This window comes from candidate division WOR-3 bacterium, assembly GCA_039802005.1.
GTDB lineage: Bacteria > Hydrothermota > Tepidihabitantia > SM23-42 > JAOAFX01 > JAOAFX01.
This window is the reverse complement of record JBDRVV010000019.1, coordinates 1-15,469: the sequence shown is the minus strand read 5'-3', so window position 1 is coordinate 15,469 and position 15,469 is coordinate 1. Positions and strand designations below refer to the sequence as shown.

The window sequence follows — 15,469 nt, the reverse complement described above, 5'->3', positions numbered from 1 at the left end:
TCAACTTCTCAATTCATTAACAATATTTTGCATTAAATGTTCATCTACTGGTCCAATCGCAGAAACTGAATATTTTTTTAAATCAAGGTATTCTTTTGTGAAACTATTTATCTCATTTTGTTCAATCATCTTTATCTTATTAACAATCACTTCAACTGGTATGGTTTTATTCAGGTAAGAAACTTCTCGACCAATCCGCAGCATCCGATTTGTAGAATTTTCCAAACTTAATAAAAGATTTCCCGTAATATAAGTCTTCGCTATCTCAATTTCTTCTAAACTAAATCCATCATTATAAATTGAGCCAAAAATTTTTTTTAATTCCTTGATAATTTGAAAAAGGTTCTTCTTGTCGGTATTCAGATAAAAGCCAATTATGCCACAATCGCTATAAAAATCAACAAAGGAATGGACATCATAAACCAATCCCTTTTCTTCCCTCAATCCCTGAAAAAGACGGGATGACATCCCGCCACCCAACATTGTGCTTAAAAGCAAGACTGTATGCCTGAGGTCTGATAAATAAGGGACTGCGGGCATACCAAAACATAAATGGACCTGGGAAATATCATTACGGGTCTGAAATCTTTCTTTTGGCAGATACCCCTGTGGTGATGTACGATTCAATGATACAAATCCGCCACTCCCGAATTTTTTTTGCGAAAATGAAATCAATTCATTTAAATTAAACTTTCCACTTACCGAAATAACCATGGGACAATTTAATAAATCCTGATAATGGGTTTGAACCGCATTTATGTTTAATGCTGAGACCGATTCTATGGTTCCGGCAATCGGCATCCCCATTGGATGTTCGTTAAATAAAACTTCAAACAATAGATCATAAACATAATCAGATGGGTCTTCATTATTTGACTTTATCTCTTCCATTATCACCGATTTTTCCCGGATAAATTCTTCGTTGCCAAATTTTGATTCAAGTAAAATCTCGCTTATGAGTTCAAATACTTTTATCAAATGTTCCGAAAGAAAGCGGGTTACTATCACAAGGTTTTCCTTTGTGGTAAATGCGTCAAACGAGCCACCCAGACCTTCAATCAAACGAACAATCTCCAATGCTGACCTCTTTGAAGTCCCCTTGAATAACATATGCTCAATCAAGTGTGTAATACCATTATTATCTTTATTTTCATCCCTTGAGCCACAGGTTAAAAATAATCCGAGGGCGAATGAATAATATTGATCTAAGGGCTCAGCAACAATTTTTAAATTTTTATTTATGTTCTGAATAACTACTGATTCTTTTACTTGCGCTGCCAATCCTCACCTACACGCATTAAATTTATCCTTCCCATTTCATCAATTTCATAGACCCTTACTACAACCTCATCGCCTACCTTTACTACATCTTCTACCCTGCGTACCCTCTGCCGGCTTAGTTTTGAAATATGTAATAATCCTTCTTTTCCGGGCAGTATCTCAACAAATGCGCCAAAATTGGTAATTCTTGTTACTTTGCCAATATATGTTTTTCCCACCTCGGCTTCCTGTACAATTCCTAAGATTTCGTTTTGTGCCCTTTTTACAAGTTCCGCATCTGCCCCGGCAATCGTTACCTTGCCATCATCAGTAATATCAATCTTCAAATCAGTCTCACCGATGATGCGCCTGATAACCTTTCCACCCGGACCAATAACCTCACCAATCTTCTCTTTGGGGATAGAAAAGGCAAGAATCTTGGGGGCATATTTTGAAAGATGGCTCCTCGGAGAATTTATTGTACTGCTCATTATCTTCAGGATATTCTCCCGTGCTTCCTTTGCATAATCAAGTGCCTGTCTCAAAATACTGATATCTAAACCCTGGATTTTGAGGTCCAGTTGGACCGCAGTAATTCCATTCTTTGTCCCGGCAACTTTAAAATCCATATCCCCATAGTGGTCTTCATCCCCTATAATATCGGTCAATAATTCGTATTTATCACCTTCTTTTACCAAGCCAATTGAAATGCCGGCAACCGCTGTCTTTATCGGCACACCTGCATCCATCAATGCTAAAGAAGCGCTGCATACACTCGCCATTGAAGACGAACCATTGGATTCCAGAATATTTGACACAACCCTGATTGTATAAGGAAAAGATTCCTCAGATGGCAATACCGGCAATATTGCCCTTTCGGCAAGTGCACCATGACCTATCTCTCTTCGGCTTGGTCCCCTTATCGGCTTGACTTCACCGGTGGCAAAAGGTGGGAAATTATAATGCAACATAAATGACTTTGTCTCTTCACCATAAATTGCGTCTATCCGTTGTTCATCGCTCTTCGTACCCAGGGTGGTGACTGCAAGACTCTGGGTCTGACCCCGGGTAAATAAAGCAGAACCATGAGTCCTTGGTAAAACACCTATCTCACAAGACACATTTCTTATATCTTTCAATCCCCTTCCATCAAACCTTTTTTTCTCTTCAAGAACCATATTCCTCATTTTTTCAGCAATCATTTTTTCAACCACATATCTGACCTTCGCTTCTATATTTTCCAATTCCTTATCAGAGAATTTCTCCACAACATTTTTAATCAACTGATAAGCCGCTTCCTGCCTTGCCTTCTTTTCCCGGAAAAGAAATATTTGATTTATTTCACTACCCACCTTCTCTTTAATTTCATTCGCAAGTGTCTCATCCACGAATGGTTCGTTATTCTCAATCTTCTCTTTTCCAATCGCCTCACGCATTTTTTCTTCCATCTCAATTATCCTTACACATTCATTATGTCCTGCTTTAATTGCACCGATTATTTCCTCTTCTGTTGCTTCTTTTGCCCCTCCTTCAATCATAACCACTGCATCTTTGGTTCCTGCGATAACAAGATTGACCCTGCAATTTTCCTGCTCGGTAAGGGTGGGATTAATAATATATTTTCCATCAAGAAGTCCAACCCTTACCCCTGCCACTGGAATTGTAAAAGGAATCTCTGAAATCAGGAGTGCCGTAGCGGCACCGGTTATTCCCAATATATCCGCATCATGTTCAACATCTGAAGATAGAAGATACGCAATAATCTGCACTTCATTATGAAAATCAGGCGGGAAAAGTGGTCTTAATGGTCTATCAATAAGTCTTGAAGAAAGTATCTCATTATCCGAGGGGCGCATCTCTCTTTTAATAAAGCCACCCGGGATCTTTCCAGCCGCAAAAGAAAGTTCCCGGTACTCAACAGTCAGGGGCAAAAAATCAACTGTCTGGTCTATTTCTGGATTATAATTTACGCAGACAAGGACTACAGTATCACCATAAGAAACAATAACTTCACCCGCTGATTGACGGGCGACCCGTCCGCTCTCAAGTCGTAAATTCTTTTCACCAACCTTTAGTTCAACCGAATACAATTTACCTTCTCAAACCAAGTGTTTCAACGATTTTTAAATAACGGGCTTTATCCTTTCTTAAAAGGTAATTAAGATGGCGTCTTCGGTCATTAACCATCTTAATCAATCCCTGTCTTGAATGCTTATCCTTAGGGAACTTTTTTAAATGTTCGGTAAGCATCTTTATCCGTTCACTGAGCAGTGCAATCTGCACCTCAGGTGAGCCGGTATCCTTTTCATGCCTTTTAAATGCGCTTATCAATTCTTGTTTTTTCTCTTTTATCAGTGCCATTTTTCAGTCTCCTTTCTACCTATCATAATAACTTAATTATCCACATTTTTTCAAAAAAGTCAAGATATTTTAAGATATTGACTTCAAAAAAAATCTGATTAAATTATTTTATGCATATATTTTTAAGCGACGCACATATCCGCAAGGACGATAGTTACCGGGGGAAATTATTAATCAAATTTTTAAATGAAATAAAATATGATTTAGAAAATCTTTTTATCGTTGGTGATATGTTTGAATTCTGGTTTGAGTATAATATTGCATTACCAAAGGATTATTTTAAAATCCTTGCTACATTTTTCAATCTTCATCAACTGGGTGTAAAATTACATTATATCCTTGGCAATCACGAAGTTATGATTGGTGATTTTTTAAAAAACTTAGGATTTCTTATATATCCAGATGAAACAAAGATTGAACTTGACGGCAAAAAGATTTATCTTGCCCACGGGCATAAGATTGACCGCCGTTTATGGACCGTGTTCTGGGAAAATCTTTTAACTTCAAAAATCAACCATAAATTATATAGTTTAGTCCATCCTGATATCGGTGTTTTTTTAGCCCAGGGAATTGCCCATCTATCCCGTCAACAACCAAGGAGTGAAAGTTTAAGTTTTATGTTGGAAAGATTTGCGATCAGTAAATTAAAAAATTTTGATATTGTAATACTTGCCCATTCCCATATTCCAGTTTTCAAAAATTATCCTGAAGGCAAATATTATATCAATACGGGAGACTGGGTTGACAACTTTTCGTACGGAAAAATGGATAATGGAAAAATCTCTTTAAATTTTTATAAATAGACTTATTCCAGACTACCGACCTCTTTTTCAACCTCTTCAAGAATCTCGCATGATTTTACCAATTGTTTCATTGCATTGTGGTCAGGATATAATGGTCTGTCTTCTTCAAGGTGCGGTACATACTTTCTAATCACCCGCCTTGCAACATTGACACCCTTACCAGGATTGAATTCACGAAAATCTAATGCCTGGGCAGCTGCCATAAATTCAATCGCGAGTATCCCATAGGAATTATCAATGATCTGCTCGTTTTTCAATGCGGTATTCATTCCCATTGAAACAAAATCTTCCTGGTCTGCAGCCGCCGGGATGGACTGGATTGAGGCAGGCATTGAAAGAATCCTCTGTTCCACAATCATCATATCAGCGGTATATTGACTGAGCATAAATCCTGAAAATATCCCGGGATTCTTGGTTAAAAATGCCGGAAGCCCCACACTAAGATTGGGATTGGTCAACCTGTTGAGTCTCCTCTCAGATAAGACACACACCATCGTCACCGCTGCACCCACCATATCCATTGGCAACGAAATCGGCGAGCCCTGGAAATTGGCGCCGGTTAAGGTCAGATTATGTTCTGATAAAAATATTGGATTATCACCAACTCCATTCAACTCAATCTCAACCTGTTGTCTTGCCCAGCGCACCGCATCATGTGCTGCACCAATAACCTGGGGCGATGAGCGCATTGAATATGCATCCTGGACCTTGGTCTTGAATTTTCCAGTGAGCAGGTCGCTTCCTTCAATACATTTCATTATTGCCTTTGCTGAACGAATTGCCCCGGGAAACCCGCGTGCCTCGTGAACACGTACATCATAAGGTTTGAGATTGGCAATCAACGCCTCTAAGGTCATTGCACAGGCAATCTCTGCCTGTTTTAGCCAGCGATTTATATCATATAACTGGAGTGCACTTATCGCCGTGATAAAATTTGAACCGTTGATTATTGCCAGACCATCCCTTGCCTTCAGTCCTGGAATCGGAATTCCTGCCCTTTCCATTGCCACCCTGCCTGGCAGTCTCTCTCCCTGATAAAACGCCTCTCCTTCACCGAGCATTAAGAGTGCAATCTGGGACATTGGGGCAAGGTCTCCACAGGCGCCAACCGAACCCTTTCTGCAAACAACCGGAATTACGCCTTTATTTAACATTTCAATCAATGTAAGTGTTATCTCAGGTCGGCACGCTGACCTGCCCTTTGCATGAACATTTATCCGGCTCGCCATTGCCCCACGCACATATTCTATCGGCATCGGTTCGCCAATACCTGCAGCATGGTTATAAATGAGATATCTCTGGAACTGCTCAACCTCTTCGTCTGATAAAACAATCTCAGACAATTCACCAATCCCGGTGTTTGTCCCGTACATTACTTCCCTTGCCTTTAATTTCTTTTCAAGCATTGCCCGGCATTTTTTTATCTCTTCAAGGGACTCTGGTGCAATTTCAACTTTTTCATTGTGTCGGGCAATTGCAACAAGTTTTTCAATAGTCAAACTTTTTCCATCAAGTATAATTGGCATAGTCTTATTCTCCTTTTTGGTTATTATACTTATCCTTGAGTAAAAGTCAATTCCTTGACAATAAATTAAATAGGAATATACTAATCAGTGTCACAGAAACCGATATTGATAGGATTATTATTATTTACCGCAATATTTTTTTTCTTTTATCCAGCGAATACTGGTATCGTTGATGAGACTGCCTATCTTTCAACAACATATACACTTCAAAATGGTAGACTATATTATGATGAGGCAGGTGTCAATTCCACGCCTGCTTCAATAAGCATAAACAGCCACCTCATATCGCGCTATCCACCCGGTAACAGCATATTGCTCCTGCCTTTCACCAAATTAAACTATAAATTCATATTCCTGCGTGGTTATATTTTACTCCTCCTTGGTGTTATATTATTAATTGCAATACTTTCGCATTACAATCTGCCTTCATATTATGCGCTACTCTTTTTATTTCATCCCTCAATAGTTCTTTATAGCAGGACGATAATGAGTGATTTGCCGGCAACAATTTTCGCTTTAGCGGGATTATTATTTTTTATCAAGAAAAAATACTTTCTTGCGGGTATTATACTGGGTCTCAGCATTGCCATAAGGTATCCTTTGTTATTAATACCCTTTGCATTATGGGTAGTATTATCAATAAAAAAAGAATTCATTAACTCAATTAAATTTCTAATCGGTGTAATAGTCGGATTATCCCCGCTTTTGATTTATCATATCTCAATTTTTAATAAAATAACCGGACCCGCTGGTGCAAATATAATTGGATTTTCAATGAAAAATTTACCAGTCATGTTTTTCCAATTCTTTTTGGCATTAAACATTTTATATCCGCTGATGCTTCTAACCTGTTTCAGGACAAAATTAAATGAAAAATGGTATTTTATCTTTCCCGCATTGATATTTATTATCTTCTTTTCGTTCCAATACTATATTGATACCGGCAAAAATTTTATTGAGACCCTTATTCGTGGTCAGAGATATATGCTACCGGTGATTCCCTTTTTAATCATCCCCTATTCAGAAGTTTTAGAAAGAATAAAGTTTTTTAAAAAAATATTAACCGTATTAATCATAGTTCTGTTCTTTTTTAATATAATCCTCAGCATTAAACATCAGCGATTTTTAAACAAACAGACATACTATCAAAATAAAATTTATGAATATACAAAGGATGCAGACCTGATTATATGCAATAAAGATATCTATGAACTTATCAATCCATTCATTAAATCAATAAAATGGGTCTCATTTGAATCAGAAGGAAAATTGATAAATGTTAATATATCTAATGGCAATAAAAAAATTTATCTTGCCTGCCTTGCGCGAAATGAGCATATCAAAAATCTATTCTATGAATTATTAAATAAAACCGGCTCAACAAAAGGAATCTACAAAGAAGAAAGTCCACATTATTTTGCTATCTATTTGTTACAAAATAAATAAAAAAGGGCTGGTATTTCCAGCCCTTATTTTTAATCCTTATCTTCGCGTTCAATCTCAATCTTTTTAATAAACTTCTTTTTTGGGATTTTTAATTTTGCTCTTTGCTCCGGGGTCAGTAAAGAATGGATTTTCAACTTTTCTTCTATATGTAACTTCTTTATCTGCCACTCAAGGTTATGAATTTCCTGGCTGAGTTTTAATATCTTATCTTTATTTGGATTATCAGCCTTCATTTCTTTATGTAAATCAATCTGTTTTAATTCAATCTGTGATTTAATCGGTATGATATCCTTTCTCGTTTCAATACGCACCTCTTCAATCTTTGCCTTCTGCTCCGGAGAAAGGTCATCCAGCAATTCAGGTGGGCAGGGCTCCATTTCTTTTGGACCCGGCCTGTGCATTGGACACATATCCTGGGCATAACCAATCAAACCAGTCAGAAGTATTAAAGTTAAGGTTAGCGCAAGTTTTTTCATGAAACCCCCTTTCTGATTGATTTGACGAAAATTAGACCATAATTGGTTTAAATTTTTTTCAATTCTTTTAATTTCTGGATATAAAATCCTTCTATCTTCTTTGCAACATTAAACCACGAATAATCCTTTACAAATTCTTTACCATTATTTATCAATCTCTTTCTCAAATCTTCGTTTTTCAATATACTGATAATCTTCTGGGCAATATCTTCGGGTTTATGTGGGTCAAAAAACAATCCATTATAACCATCTCTTATCACCCGATCATAACCAGGAATGTATGATGCCACCACAGGTTTTCCCACTGCCATTGCCTCAAGAAGGACAATACCAAACGATTCTCCACCAAGTGCCGGAGAGCAATAAAGGTCACAGGAAGCATAATAATTTGGGATATCCTCGGATTTTGCATATCCTTTGAAAACAACGACTTCAGATAGACCTAATTCTTTCACAAGTTTTTTGCAATCATCCTCAAGCGGTCCCTTTCCCACAACAATGAGAATAACATCTTTTAATCCATCTTTTATCAAGGGCATTGCCTTGAGAAGTTCAATCAGCCCCTTTCTACGGTCAAGCCTGCCTAAATACAAAATTTTCTTTTTCTTATCTTTAAATTCAGAAAAAGGCGGCACTTCGGGATGAAATTTTTCCAAATCAACGCCGTTGGGAATTATTGTATAATCGCCTGGTATATAGGGCATGAATGTATCCCGTGGTGTTTCAGAGACTGCAATCATACCATGGAGTTTATTGATATATTTATTAAATAATTTCCGAAAAATTAAAGAACCTGTTCGGTAGTATTTAAAGCCGGTGGAATGGAAAGTCGTGATATTGAGCGTCTTTGAATAATGCAGGGCAAAAAAAGAAATGCTCGGTGGAAATGGACCCATTGTGTGTATCACATCAAAATTTTCCTCTTCAAGAAATCTCTTTACCTTACGGGGAATATCCCAGCCTACGGACAATGTCGCAAATGACTTATTCATTGGTATATAAAAAACCCTGCCGACGCGTACCACATCGGTTTCGTATTTCTCGTTTTTATAATGGGTTGTTAAAATTTTAACACTATGCCCAAGACGCCTTAGATATTTTGCAAGATAATGGGTATATTCAGAAACACCAGAAGGATAGGGATAATAAGGGTCAGAGACCAGACATATCTTCATTAAGAATAAATTTCTTTATTTTTCCTCTATCCAGACCTTTTCCATTATTACATCATTCAAAGGCTTATCAAAGGGCGGACCAGAAGTCGGCACATCACCTATCTTTTCAACAAACTCCATTCCCTGAACAACCTCACCGATTATTGTATATCTTCCATCAAGTCTGGGTTGGGGTTCAAGGCAGATATAAAATTGTGAACCATTCGTATTTGGTCCCCGGTTCGCCATTGCAACAGTGCCCTTCAAATGTTTTAATTTCGGTGATATCTCGTCCTCAATCTCATATCCAGGGTCTCCAGTTCCATCACCCTTTGGACAGCCACCCTGAATAACAAACCCTTTGATTATCCTGTGAAACTTCAAACCATTATAAAACCCCTTATTTGTCAGGTCAATGATATTCTTCACATTCTTCGGTGCCTCATCAGGATAGAGTTTAATAATGATCTCTCCATAATTCTTCATTGCAATATGCATATATGGATATTTTTTTGTTTGATTCACATTAGCACCTTTCTGCCCACCACAGGCAATTATCAACAATCCTAAGAGCAAAAATTTTTTCATAGGAAATACCTCCTTCAAAATAAATTATAATCAGGAATAAAAAAAAGTAAATAAGAAAATATTTTAAATCAACTCTTCAGGAAAAGGATTTAGGTATGTCTGGGATAACAAATATGTATTATCAAACCGATAAGCAAAGTTTTTAAGCATTTCAATAATAGTAACCAGTGCCACCATGCGGTTTTTATATTTCTCAAGCAGATTTAAAAAATGTTTCTTTTCTTTTTCATTCAGGTTTTTTGAAAAATAGCCATAAATATGGAGAATAGTATTAAAATGTTTTGAACGGGATGGTTTTTTGGCAAATGCACCATAAAATAGATTTTTGTAATTTTCTAATTTCTCTTTCAAACCCATCTTTCCATCCGCCACAATCTTGCCCATTTCTTTTAAATTTTTTTGACTGTATGTCATAAGCATATACTTATATCGGGTATGGAATTTTACAAGTTCGTTTGCACTTAAATTTTCTTTTAACCGCCGAAATTCTGCATAGGCAAATATCCTTATCAAGAAATGCTCGCGTAATTCAGGATTTTTTAACCTACCCTCGTGTTCAGCCGGCAATTGCGGGAAATTATTTTTTACTCCTTCGGCAAAAAACCCATCGGTTCGTCCTACAATCTTATCGTTTTGATAGTAGTTTGCCGAGGTAATGCCGCAGGATGGGGATTTACTCTTCAACAAAAATCCATCAAACTCATTTATATCTACATTATCTACAAAATCCTTTATAAATTTTTTAATATTCTGGGTGAGGTCTCTCTGGGTTTCAGGCTGGTATAACCTTTTGTTGCCATTTTCTTTTATTATTATTATCTTTGGCCTCGGCACACCCAGCCCCATTTCCATTTCCGGGCAGACGAGTTCGTAATCTACAAACTTTTTCAAACGCTCCACAAACTCATCCTGCACAATCCCGCCGTTATAACGCACCGCTTCACAAAAACACCTGCTCAAAATAATCCGTGATTTATCCATAGAAAATTATAATTCCATTTTGTATAAAGTCAACGGGCAACCAAACTGAGTCCTCGCTACTTTTATTCATGTTATTTTTCTGTAGTGGTCGAGCTTGCTCGACAATTAAAAATCACCAGATTTTCCCTCTCGTAGGGCAAGGCTTTCTTCAAGAACCGATGGTTCTTTCAGAACCAAAGGTTAGCCTTGCAAAAATAAAAAATGCAAACCCAAAAGTTAGTCCTGCACTAATAATTGATATGTAAATCAAAGGCTGGCTTAATATTATAAATAAAGCCTTTTTTAATTCAATAAAACAAACAGAAATTTCATTTTATCATTTCGTCAATTGTCAAAATGACGAAATGATGGCGATGCGATAGTTTACTCCTCCTTCATCAGAATAAATTCTTGGATTATAGAGAAATATATTTTTAATTCAAAGCGAATTATTGACGAAGATAAAAAAATGTGTAAAATCTCATGTTAAGAGGGTAAAATGGAATTTGCTGAATTTGATATTAAATATCGGATAATAGATACACTAACTCTACCTCCATACAAAGGCTCAACCATACGCGGGGCTTTTGGGAATATCTTCCGCAAGGTTGTCTGCCCTTTCAAAAATAAGGAGTGCAATGAATGTCTTGTCTCAACAAAATGTGTCTATACCTATGTTTTTGAAACACCAGTTCCTGAAGGGGCAAAGATAATGCGAAAATATGAACATGCCCCGCATCCCTTTATAATTGAACCACCGCTTGATAACAAGACTGTATATGAAAGAGACGAAGCGTTAACTTTTGAACTCATCCTTATCAGCAAGGCGATAGATTATCTACCCTATTTTATCTATGCATTTGAGATGATTGGTGAAAAAGGAATTGGCAGGGAAAGAAAAAAAATAAAACTCACTTCAATAGCGCAGAAAAAAGGTCTTCTTTATGATGCCGACACGAAATTATTAAAACAGAAAGTGATATCTCAAAAAATAGACTTCTCAGTTCCAAAGCAAAAGATTAAAACGATAAAAATTGAATTTCAAACGCCCACCCGGATTGTTTATCAAGGGATCATATTAAGAAATCCTGAATTTTACAAAATCATTCCCAATCTGCTGCGTCGGTTATTCTTGATCTCCTATTTCCATTGTGATAGCCTTTTAGATATAAACTTTAATGCTTTATTAGAAAAAGCCAAGGCAATCAAAACAAATTTAGAATATTTTGAATATAAACAGTTAGAAAGATTCTCCAGTAGACAGAATAAAAAGATTCCGATGGATGGTTTTGTTGGCACGGTGATCTATGAAGGCGATTTGACGCCGTTTTATCCTTATCTGAAGGCGGGTGAGGTTTTACATATTGGCAAAGGCACTGCCTTTGGAATGGGCAAGTATAGGATGTTGGCTTTGTGATATTGACATTTGTAAAAAAAATTGTATACTTACTAAAATAGGAGTCGGAGATGTATAATAAAGAAGAATATCAATCCCTTATCCTCGCCGCCCTGTTGCATGATATAGGAAAGTTTTATCAGCGGACGGGAAGAGAACCTCAATATTTTGCTGAGTTCTCTATTGAGGATTATGGTGAACACGGTGCACACAGTAAATGGAGTGCCAGTTTTGTTAAAGAATATCTACCTGCTGTTTATTCTAATATTGCAATTCCCATTTTATATCATCATAAGCCTATGGATGAGTTATCAAAGATTATCAATAAAGCTGATGCTCTATCTTCAACTGAAAGGTTAAGAGCTGGTTCAGGCGATCCTAAAAAGTCAAGGCTATTGCCAATTTTAGCTAGGATTTTTAATCAGGAATGGGATGAAAGAGGGTTCAAACTTAATCCTTTATGTTTAGACGAGACAAAAATATTCCCGACGGAACCAGCGATAGCGACTGATTTAACTACGGAATATCAGCATCTGTGGGAAAATTTTATTAAAGAAATCACACGATTGGATGAAAAGACTAATTTTGATGGATTCTTTAACACATTGCTTTACATCCTCCAAAAGTATACCTGGTGCATACCCAGTGCGGCATTTAAATTTGAACCAGATGTATCATTATATGACCATCTTAAAAGCACTGCTGCAATTGCTGCAGTATTGTACTTATCTCATTCAAATAAATTCCGCTTAATTGGTGGTGATATTTCTGGTTTACAAAAATTTCTTTATAATATTGCTTCACCAGACGAAGCCCAGTCGGGAATGGCACAACGGCTTCGTGGACGTTCTTTCTATTTATCGATACTTGTTGAAACCATCGCTTTATTCATCCTGCAAAAGCTTAATTTACCACTAACGAATTTAATTTGGTGTGGCGGTGGGAATTTTACAATCCTTGCTCCAGAATCTTCTGATTTGCTTGAGATAAAAACAGTCCTTGATGAATGGCTGCTTGAAAAATACCAGGGCGAACTTTCGGTGGTTATGGCAAGTATCGATATTGATGAGAATGGATTTATAAACTTCGGGGATTCTCTTAACCAGTTACAGGCTGAAATTGCAAAAGAAAAATTGCATAAATTTTATGATATCTCTTGGCATAAAACTTTTGAATTTATTGGTGATGTATGCAAAATTTGTGGCAAAGATACCAGTGTAAATCCTTGTAACGATTGCGTGGTACACGAAAAAATTGGGCAAAAAATACCTTATAGTAAATATCTTTTTATTGCCCCTCACACTACTCAGTTGAATGATAATGTGGTTTCAATAAAATTTGACCCATTAAATTATGTGTGGGGTTTGACATCTTCAATTGATGATGTGCCACCCGATTCAATAATGATATTTATTCTAAATACTACGGATACCTATCTTGGAAAACCCTTTCCTAATACTGCAGTATGCTTCAAATTTATTGCCCAACATGTGCCGCGAAAGAATAACCAAATTCTTACCTTTCAGGAAATTCAAAAGTTGAGTGCCGGCGGGGAATTTCTCGGCATTTTGCGGATGGATGTTGATGATTTAGGTTTGATATTTACATTTGGGTTGGGAGAAAATCGAACTTTATCCCGAGTTGCTGCACTAAGTCGTTCAATAGATTTATTCTTCAGCGGTTATTTGAACAAGTTAGCCGAGGCGATAGGTGATATTTATCTTCTTTATTCGGGGGGTGACGATCTATTTATAGTTGGTCCTTGGAATAAATCTGTAAAAATTGCTGAAGAGATATACAAAAAATTTAAAGAATATTCCGGCAATAATCCAGAAATTCACATCTCAGGTGGAATCCATCTTATTAAACACAAATTTCCTATTGGTATTGCCGCAAATATTGCAAAAGAAAAATTGGAAGGCTTCGCTAAAAGAAATATTAGAAATGGAAAAGAAAAGGATTCCATTGCATTATTTGATTTCGCAGCATTTTGGTCCGATGCCCTTCCTGCTTTGGAATTTGCTGATGGTCTAATTACATTTATTAAGGAGAAAAAGTTATCCCATAGTTTTGTCTATAATATTCTCCAAATCTACTGGACTCACTTTGCTGATGATGGAAAAGAAAATCCAGGGTGGGTTCCGAAGTTTCTCTATCATTTAAAAAGAAATGTCCCTCCCTTAGATAATGAAAGCAAAGAGAATATTGTATATAACGAATTATTAACAAAAATGCCCAAAATGATAAAAACTACGCCTCTATGGGCAACTCTTGCCTTGCTTGCTACAAGGCATAAAAAATAAGGAGGTATTATGTCACAGGGTGATGATTTTAAGGATATCTTCAAAGATGGCTTCCTCAGCGATGCAGCATTAAGTAAAGCCGAGGAAATTGCAAGTGGTTTGAGAGGTTTATCGACCACCAAAATGCGGCAGTATTTTGATGATTTGAAGGGACTGCGAAGAATCATAGAGAGCGGTGCCACTGCGGCACAAATAAAGGTTAAACTTCATTTAATAAAATCCCGTGCGCATTATGATATTAAAAGAATAGTTAAAAAACAAGAGAAAGCTATGAGCGAACTGAAAGATTTGCTTGTAGCTGGAATAGACATCATACTGAAAAGCAGCGATGTTTTACAATCTACAAAAGATTTTTCTACATTCTTTGAAAATCTTTACGGGTATTTTTATGCGCAAGCAACCAAAAAAGAGGAGGAATGATGGATTATAGATTTCTTGGAAATATAATCATAACTGGGAAAATTAAGTGTTTAACAGCGCTCCATATTGGAGGCATGGTTGAAGGTTATGAAATAGGTGGTATGGATAATCCAATCATCAAAAATCCGGTTGATGGTTATCCTTATATTCCTGGTTCTTCATTAAAGGGTAAAATGCGCAGTCTCCTGGAATGGTCAAAAGGTCTCATTCAGGTAAAAGAAGAAGAAAACAATGAGACGAGTGAGAGTACCAAGAAAAAGAAGGAGATAGGAGAGGTTCATTCCTGTGGTAAACCAGATTGTATCGTTTGCCGCATTTTTGGTGCAGCTGCTGAGGAAGAAAGAAAAATAGGACCAACTCGGCTTATGATAAGAGATGCCCACCCTACCGAAGCGACAAAGAAAATGCTTGATCGGCTGCAGGCAGAGAAAGGTCTTCCCAAGGCGGAATGGAAGACCGAAAATGTGCTTAACAGAATTACTGCTAAAGCAATTCCGAGAACAATTGAACGCGTGCCCAAAGATTCGCAATTTGAATTAGAGATGGTTTACAGCATATATCAGGTAGGTAATGAAAATAACCTCATTGATTTAGTTAATATCCAATATCTATTTGAAGCGATGCATCTCCTTGAAGATTCTTCTCTTGGTGGTTATGGTTCGCGTGGTTCAGGCAAGATACAATTTGATATAAATAAAATAAAAGTGAAAACTTCCAAAGATTATGAAGAAGGCACTGATGGAATGGATGTAGTAATGGACTTTAGGAAGTTTGGC

General features: G+C 36.9%; 14 protein-coding genes. 6 read left to right on the top strand and 8 right to left on the bottom strand.

Annotated features, from left to right (window positions below; genetic code table 11):
- Genes ABIL69_07285 through rpsO form a run of 3 tightly spaced genes read right to left on the bottom strand, consistent with a single transcriptional unit; the run spans position 1 to position 3,621 of the window.
- On the bottom strand, positions 1 to 1,281 hold the full coding sequence (locus ABIL69_07285; protein ID MEO0123791.1) for a pitrilysin family protein: 1,281 nt from the start codon (positions 1,279 to 1,281) through the stop codon (positions 1 to 3).
- Positions 1,266 to 3,350, bottom strand: coding sequence for a polyribonucleotide nucleotidyltransferase (pnp, locus tag ABIL69_07280; GenBank protein ID MEO0123790.1), 2,085 nt, complete (start codon positions 3,348 to 3,350; stop codon positions 1,266 to 1,268). The genes ABIL69_07285 and pnp overlap by 16 nt, the downstream gene beginning before the upstream one ends.
- Before the next feature lies 1 nt (position 3,351).
- On the bottom strand, positions 3,352 to 3,621 hold the full coding sequence (gene rpsO, locus ABIL69_07275) for a 30S ribosomal protein S15 (protein ID MEO0123789.1): 270 nt from the start codon (positions 3,619 to 3,621) through the stop codon (positions 3,352 to 3,354).
- A 110-nt stretch (positions 3,622 to 3,731) separates the two neighbouring features.
- On the opposite strand from rpsO, the gene ABIL69_07270 reads away from it, so the two are divergent.
- Positions 3,732 to 4,424, top strand: coding sequence for a UDP-2,3-diacylglucosamine diphosphatase (locus tag ABIL69_07270; protein ID MEO0123788.1), 693 nt, complete (start codon positions 3,732 to 3,734; stop codon positions 4,422 to 4,424).
- Positions 4,425 to 4,426: 2 nt separating this feature from the next.
- Here ABIL69_07270 and ABIL69_07265 read toward each other — a convergent pair whose 3' ends face one another.
- On the bottom strand, positions 4,427 to 5,950 hold the full coding sequence (locus tag ABIL69_07265) for an aromatic amino acid ammonia-lyase (GenBank protein MEO0123787.1): 1,524 nt from the start codon (positions 5,948 to 5,950) through the stop codon (positions 4,427 to 4,429).
- An 87-nt stretch (positions 5,951 to 6,037) separates the two neighbouring features.
- Here ABIL69_07265 and ABIL69_07260 point away from each other — a divergent pair, with 87 nt between their 5' ends.
- On the top strand, positions 6,038 to 7,396 hold the full coding sequence (locus ABIL69_07260; GenBank protein ID MEO0123786.1) for a hypothetical protein: 1,359 nt from the start codon (positions 6,038 to 6,040) through the stop codon (positions 7,394 to 7,396).
- Between the two features lie 29 nt (positions 7,397 to 7,425).
- Here the strand turns inward: ABIL69_07260 and ABIL69_07255 are convergent, their stop codons facing one another.
- The 4 genes from ABIL69_07255 to ABIL69_07240 all read right to left on the bottom strand — a co-directional run bounded on the left by ABIL69_07255 (position 7,426) and on the right by ABIL69_07240 (position 10,595).
- Positions 7,426 to 7,872, bottom strand: coding sequence for a periplasmic heavy metal sensor (locus ABIL69_07255; GenBank protein MEO0123785.1), 447 nt, complete (start codon positions 7,870 to 7,872; stop codon positions 7,426 to 7,428).
- Between the two features lie 47 nt (positions 7,873 to 7,919).
- Positions 7,920 to 9,047, bottom strand: coding sequence for a glycosyltransferase family 4 protein (locus ABIL69_07250; protein ID MEO0123784.1), 1,128 nt, complete (start codon positions 9,045 to 9,047; stop codon positions 7,920 to 7,922).
- A gap of 15 nt (positions 9,048 to 9,062) precedes the next feature.
- A complete protein-coding gene (locus tag ABIL69_07245) occupies positions 9,063 to 9,524 on the bottom strand; it encodes a peptidylprolyl isomerase (protein ID MEO0123783.1) in 462 nt (153 codons plus the stop codon).
- Between the two features lie 153 nt (positions 9,525 to 9,677).
- Positions 9,678 to 10,595: a DUF523 and DUF1722 domain-containing protein gene (locus ABIL69_07240; GenBank protein MEO0123782.1), complete on the bottom strand. Its 918-nt coding sequence runs from the start codon at positions 10,593 to 10,595 to the stop codon at positions 9,678 to 9,680.
- Between the two features lie 478 nt (positions 10,596 to 11,073).
- Here ABIL69_07240 and cas6 point away from each other — a divergent pair, with 478 nt between their 5' ends.
- The 4 genes from cas6 to csm3 all read left to right on the top strand — a co-directional run.
- On the top strand, positions 11,074 to 11,991 hold the full coding sequence (cas6, locus tag ABIL69_07235) for a CRISPR system precrRNA processing endoribonuclease RAMP protein Cas6 (protein ID MEO0123781.1): 918 nt from the start codon (positions 11,074 to 11,076) through the stop codon (positions 11,989 to 11,991).
- Between the two features lie 50 nt (positions 11,992 to 12,041).
- The gene (cas10, locus tag ABIL69_07230) at positions 12,042 to 14,273 is read left to right on the top strand and encodes a type III-A CRISPR-associated protein Cas10/Csm1 (protein ID MEO0123780.1); all 2,232 of its coding nucleotides are present in this window, start codon (positions 12,042 to 12,044) and stop codon (positions 14,271 to 14,273) included.
- Positions 14,274 to 14,282: 9 nt separating this feature from the next.
- Positions 14,283 to 14,693 (top strand): type III-A CRISPR-associated protein Csm2, encoded by a 411-nt coding sequence (gene csm2 / locus ABIL69_07225; GenBank protein MEO0123779.1) that lies wholly within the window; start codon positions 14,283 to 14,285, stop codon positions 14,691 to 14,693.
- The coding region (csm3, locus tag ABIL69_07220; GenBank protein MEO0123778.1) for a type III-A CRISPR-associated RAMP protein Csm3 at positions 14,693 to 15,469 on the top strand (777 nt) is incomplete at its 3' end. The genes csm2 and csm3, both read left to right, overlap by 1 nt.

Coding starts and splice junctions, on each gene's coding strand:
- rpsO (MEO0123789.1), bottom strand. CDS start 3,621: ATGGCACTGATAAAAGAGAAAAAACAAGAATTGATAAGCGCATTTAAA.
- ABIL69_07270 (MEO0123788.1), top strand. CDS start 3,732: ATGCATATATTTTTAAGCGACGCACATATCCGCAAGGACGATAGTTAC.
- ABIL69_07265 (MEO0123787.1), bottom strand. CDS start 5,950: ATGCCAATTATACTTGATGGAAAAAGTTTGACTATTGAAAAACTTGTT.
- ABIL69_07255 (MEO0123785.1), bottom strand. CDS start 7,872: ATGAAAAAACTTGCGCTAACCTTAACTTTAATACTTCTGACTGGTTTG.
- ABIL69_07250 (MEO0123784.1), bottom strand. CDS start 9,047: ATGAAGATATGTCTGGTCTCTGACCCTTATTATCCCTATCCTTCTGGT.
- ABIL69_07245 (MEO0123783.1), bottom strand. CDS start 9,524: ATGCATATTGCAATGAAGAATTATGGAGAGATCATTATTAAACTCTAT.
- ABIL69_07240 (MEO0123782.1), bottom strand. CDS start 10,595: ATGGATAAATCACGGATTATTTTGAGCAGGTGTTTTTGTGAAGCGGTG.
- cas6 (MEO0123781.1), top strand. CDS start 11,074: ATGGAATTTGCTGAATTTGATATTAAATATCGGATAATAGATACACTA.
- cas10 (MEO0123780.1), top strand. CDS start 12,042: ATGTATAATAAAGAAGAATATCAATCCCTTATCCTCGCCGCCCTGTTG.
- csm2 (MEO0123779.1), top strand. CDS start 14,283: ATGTCACAGGGTGATGATTTTAAGGATATCTTCAAAGATGGCTTCCTC.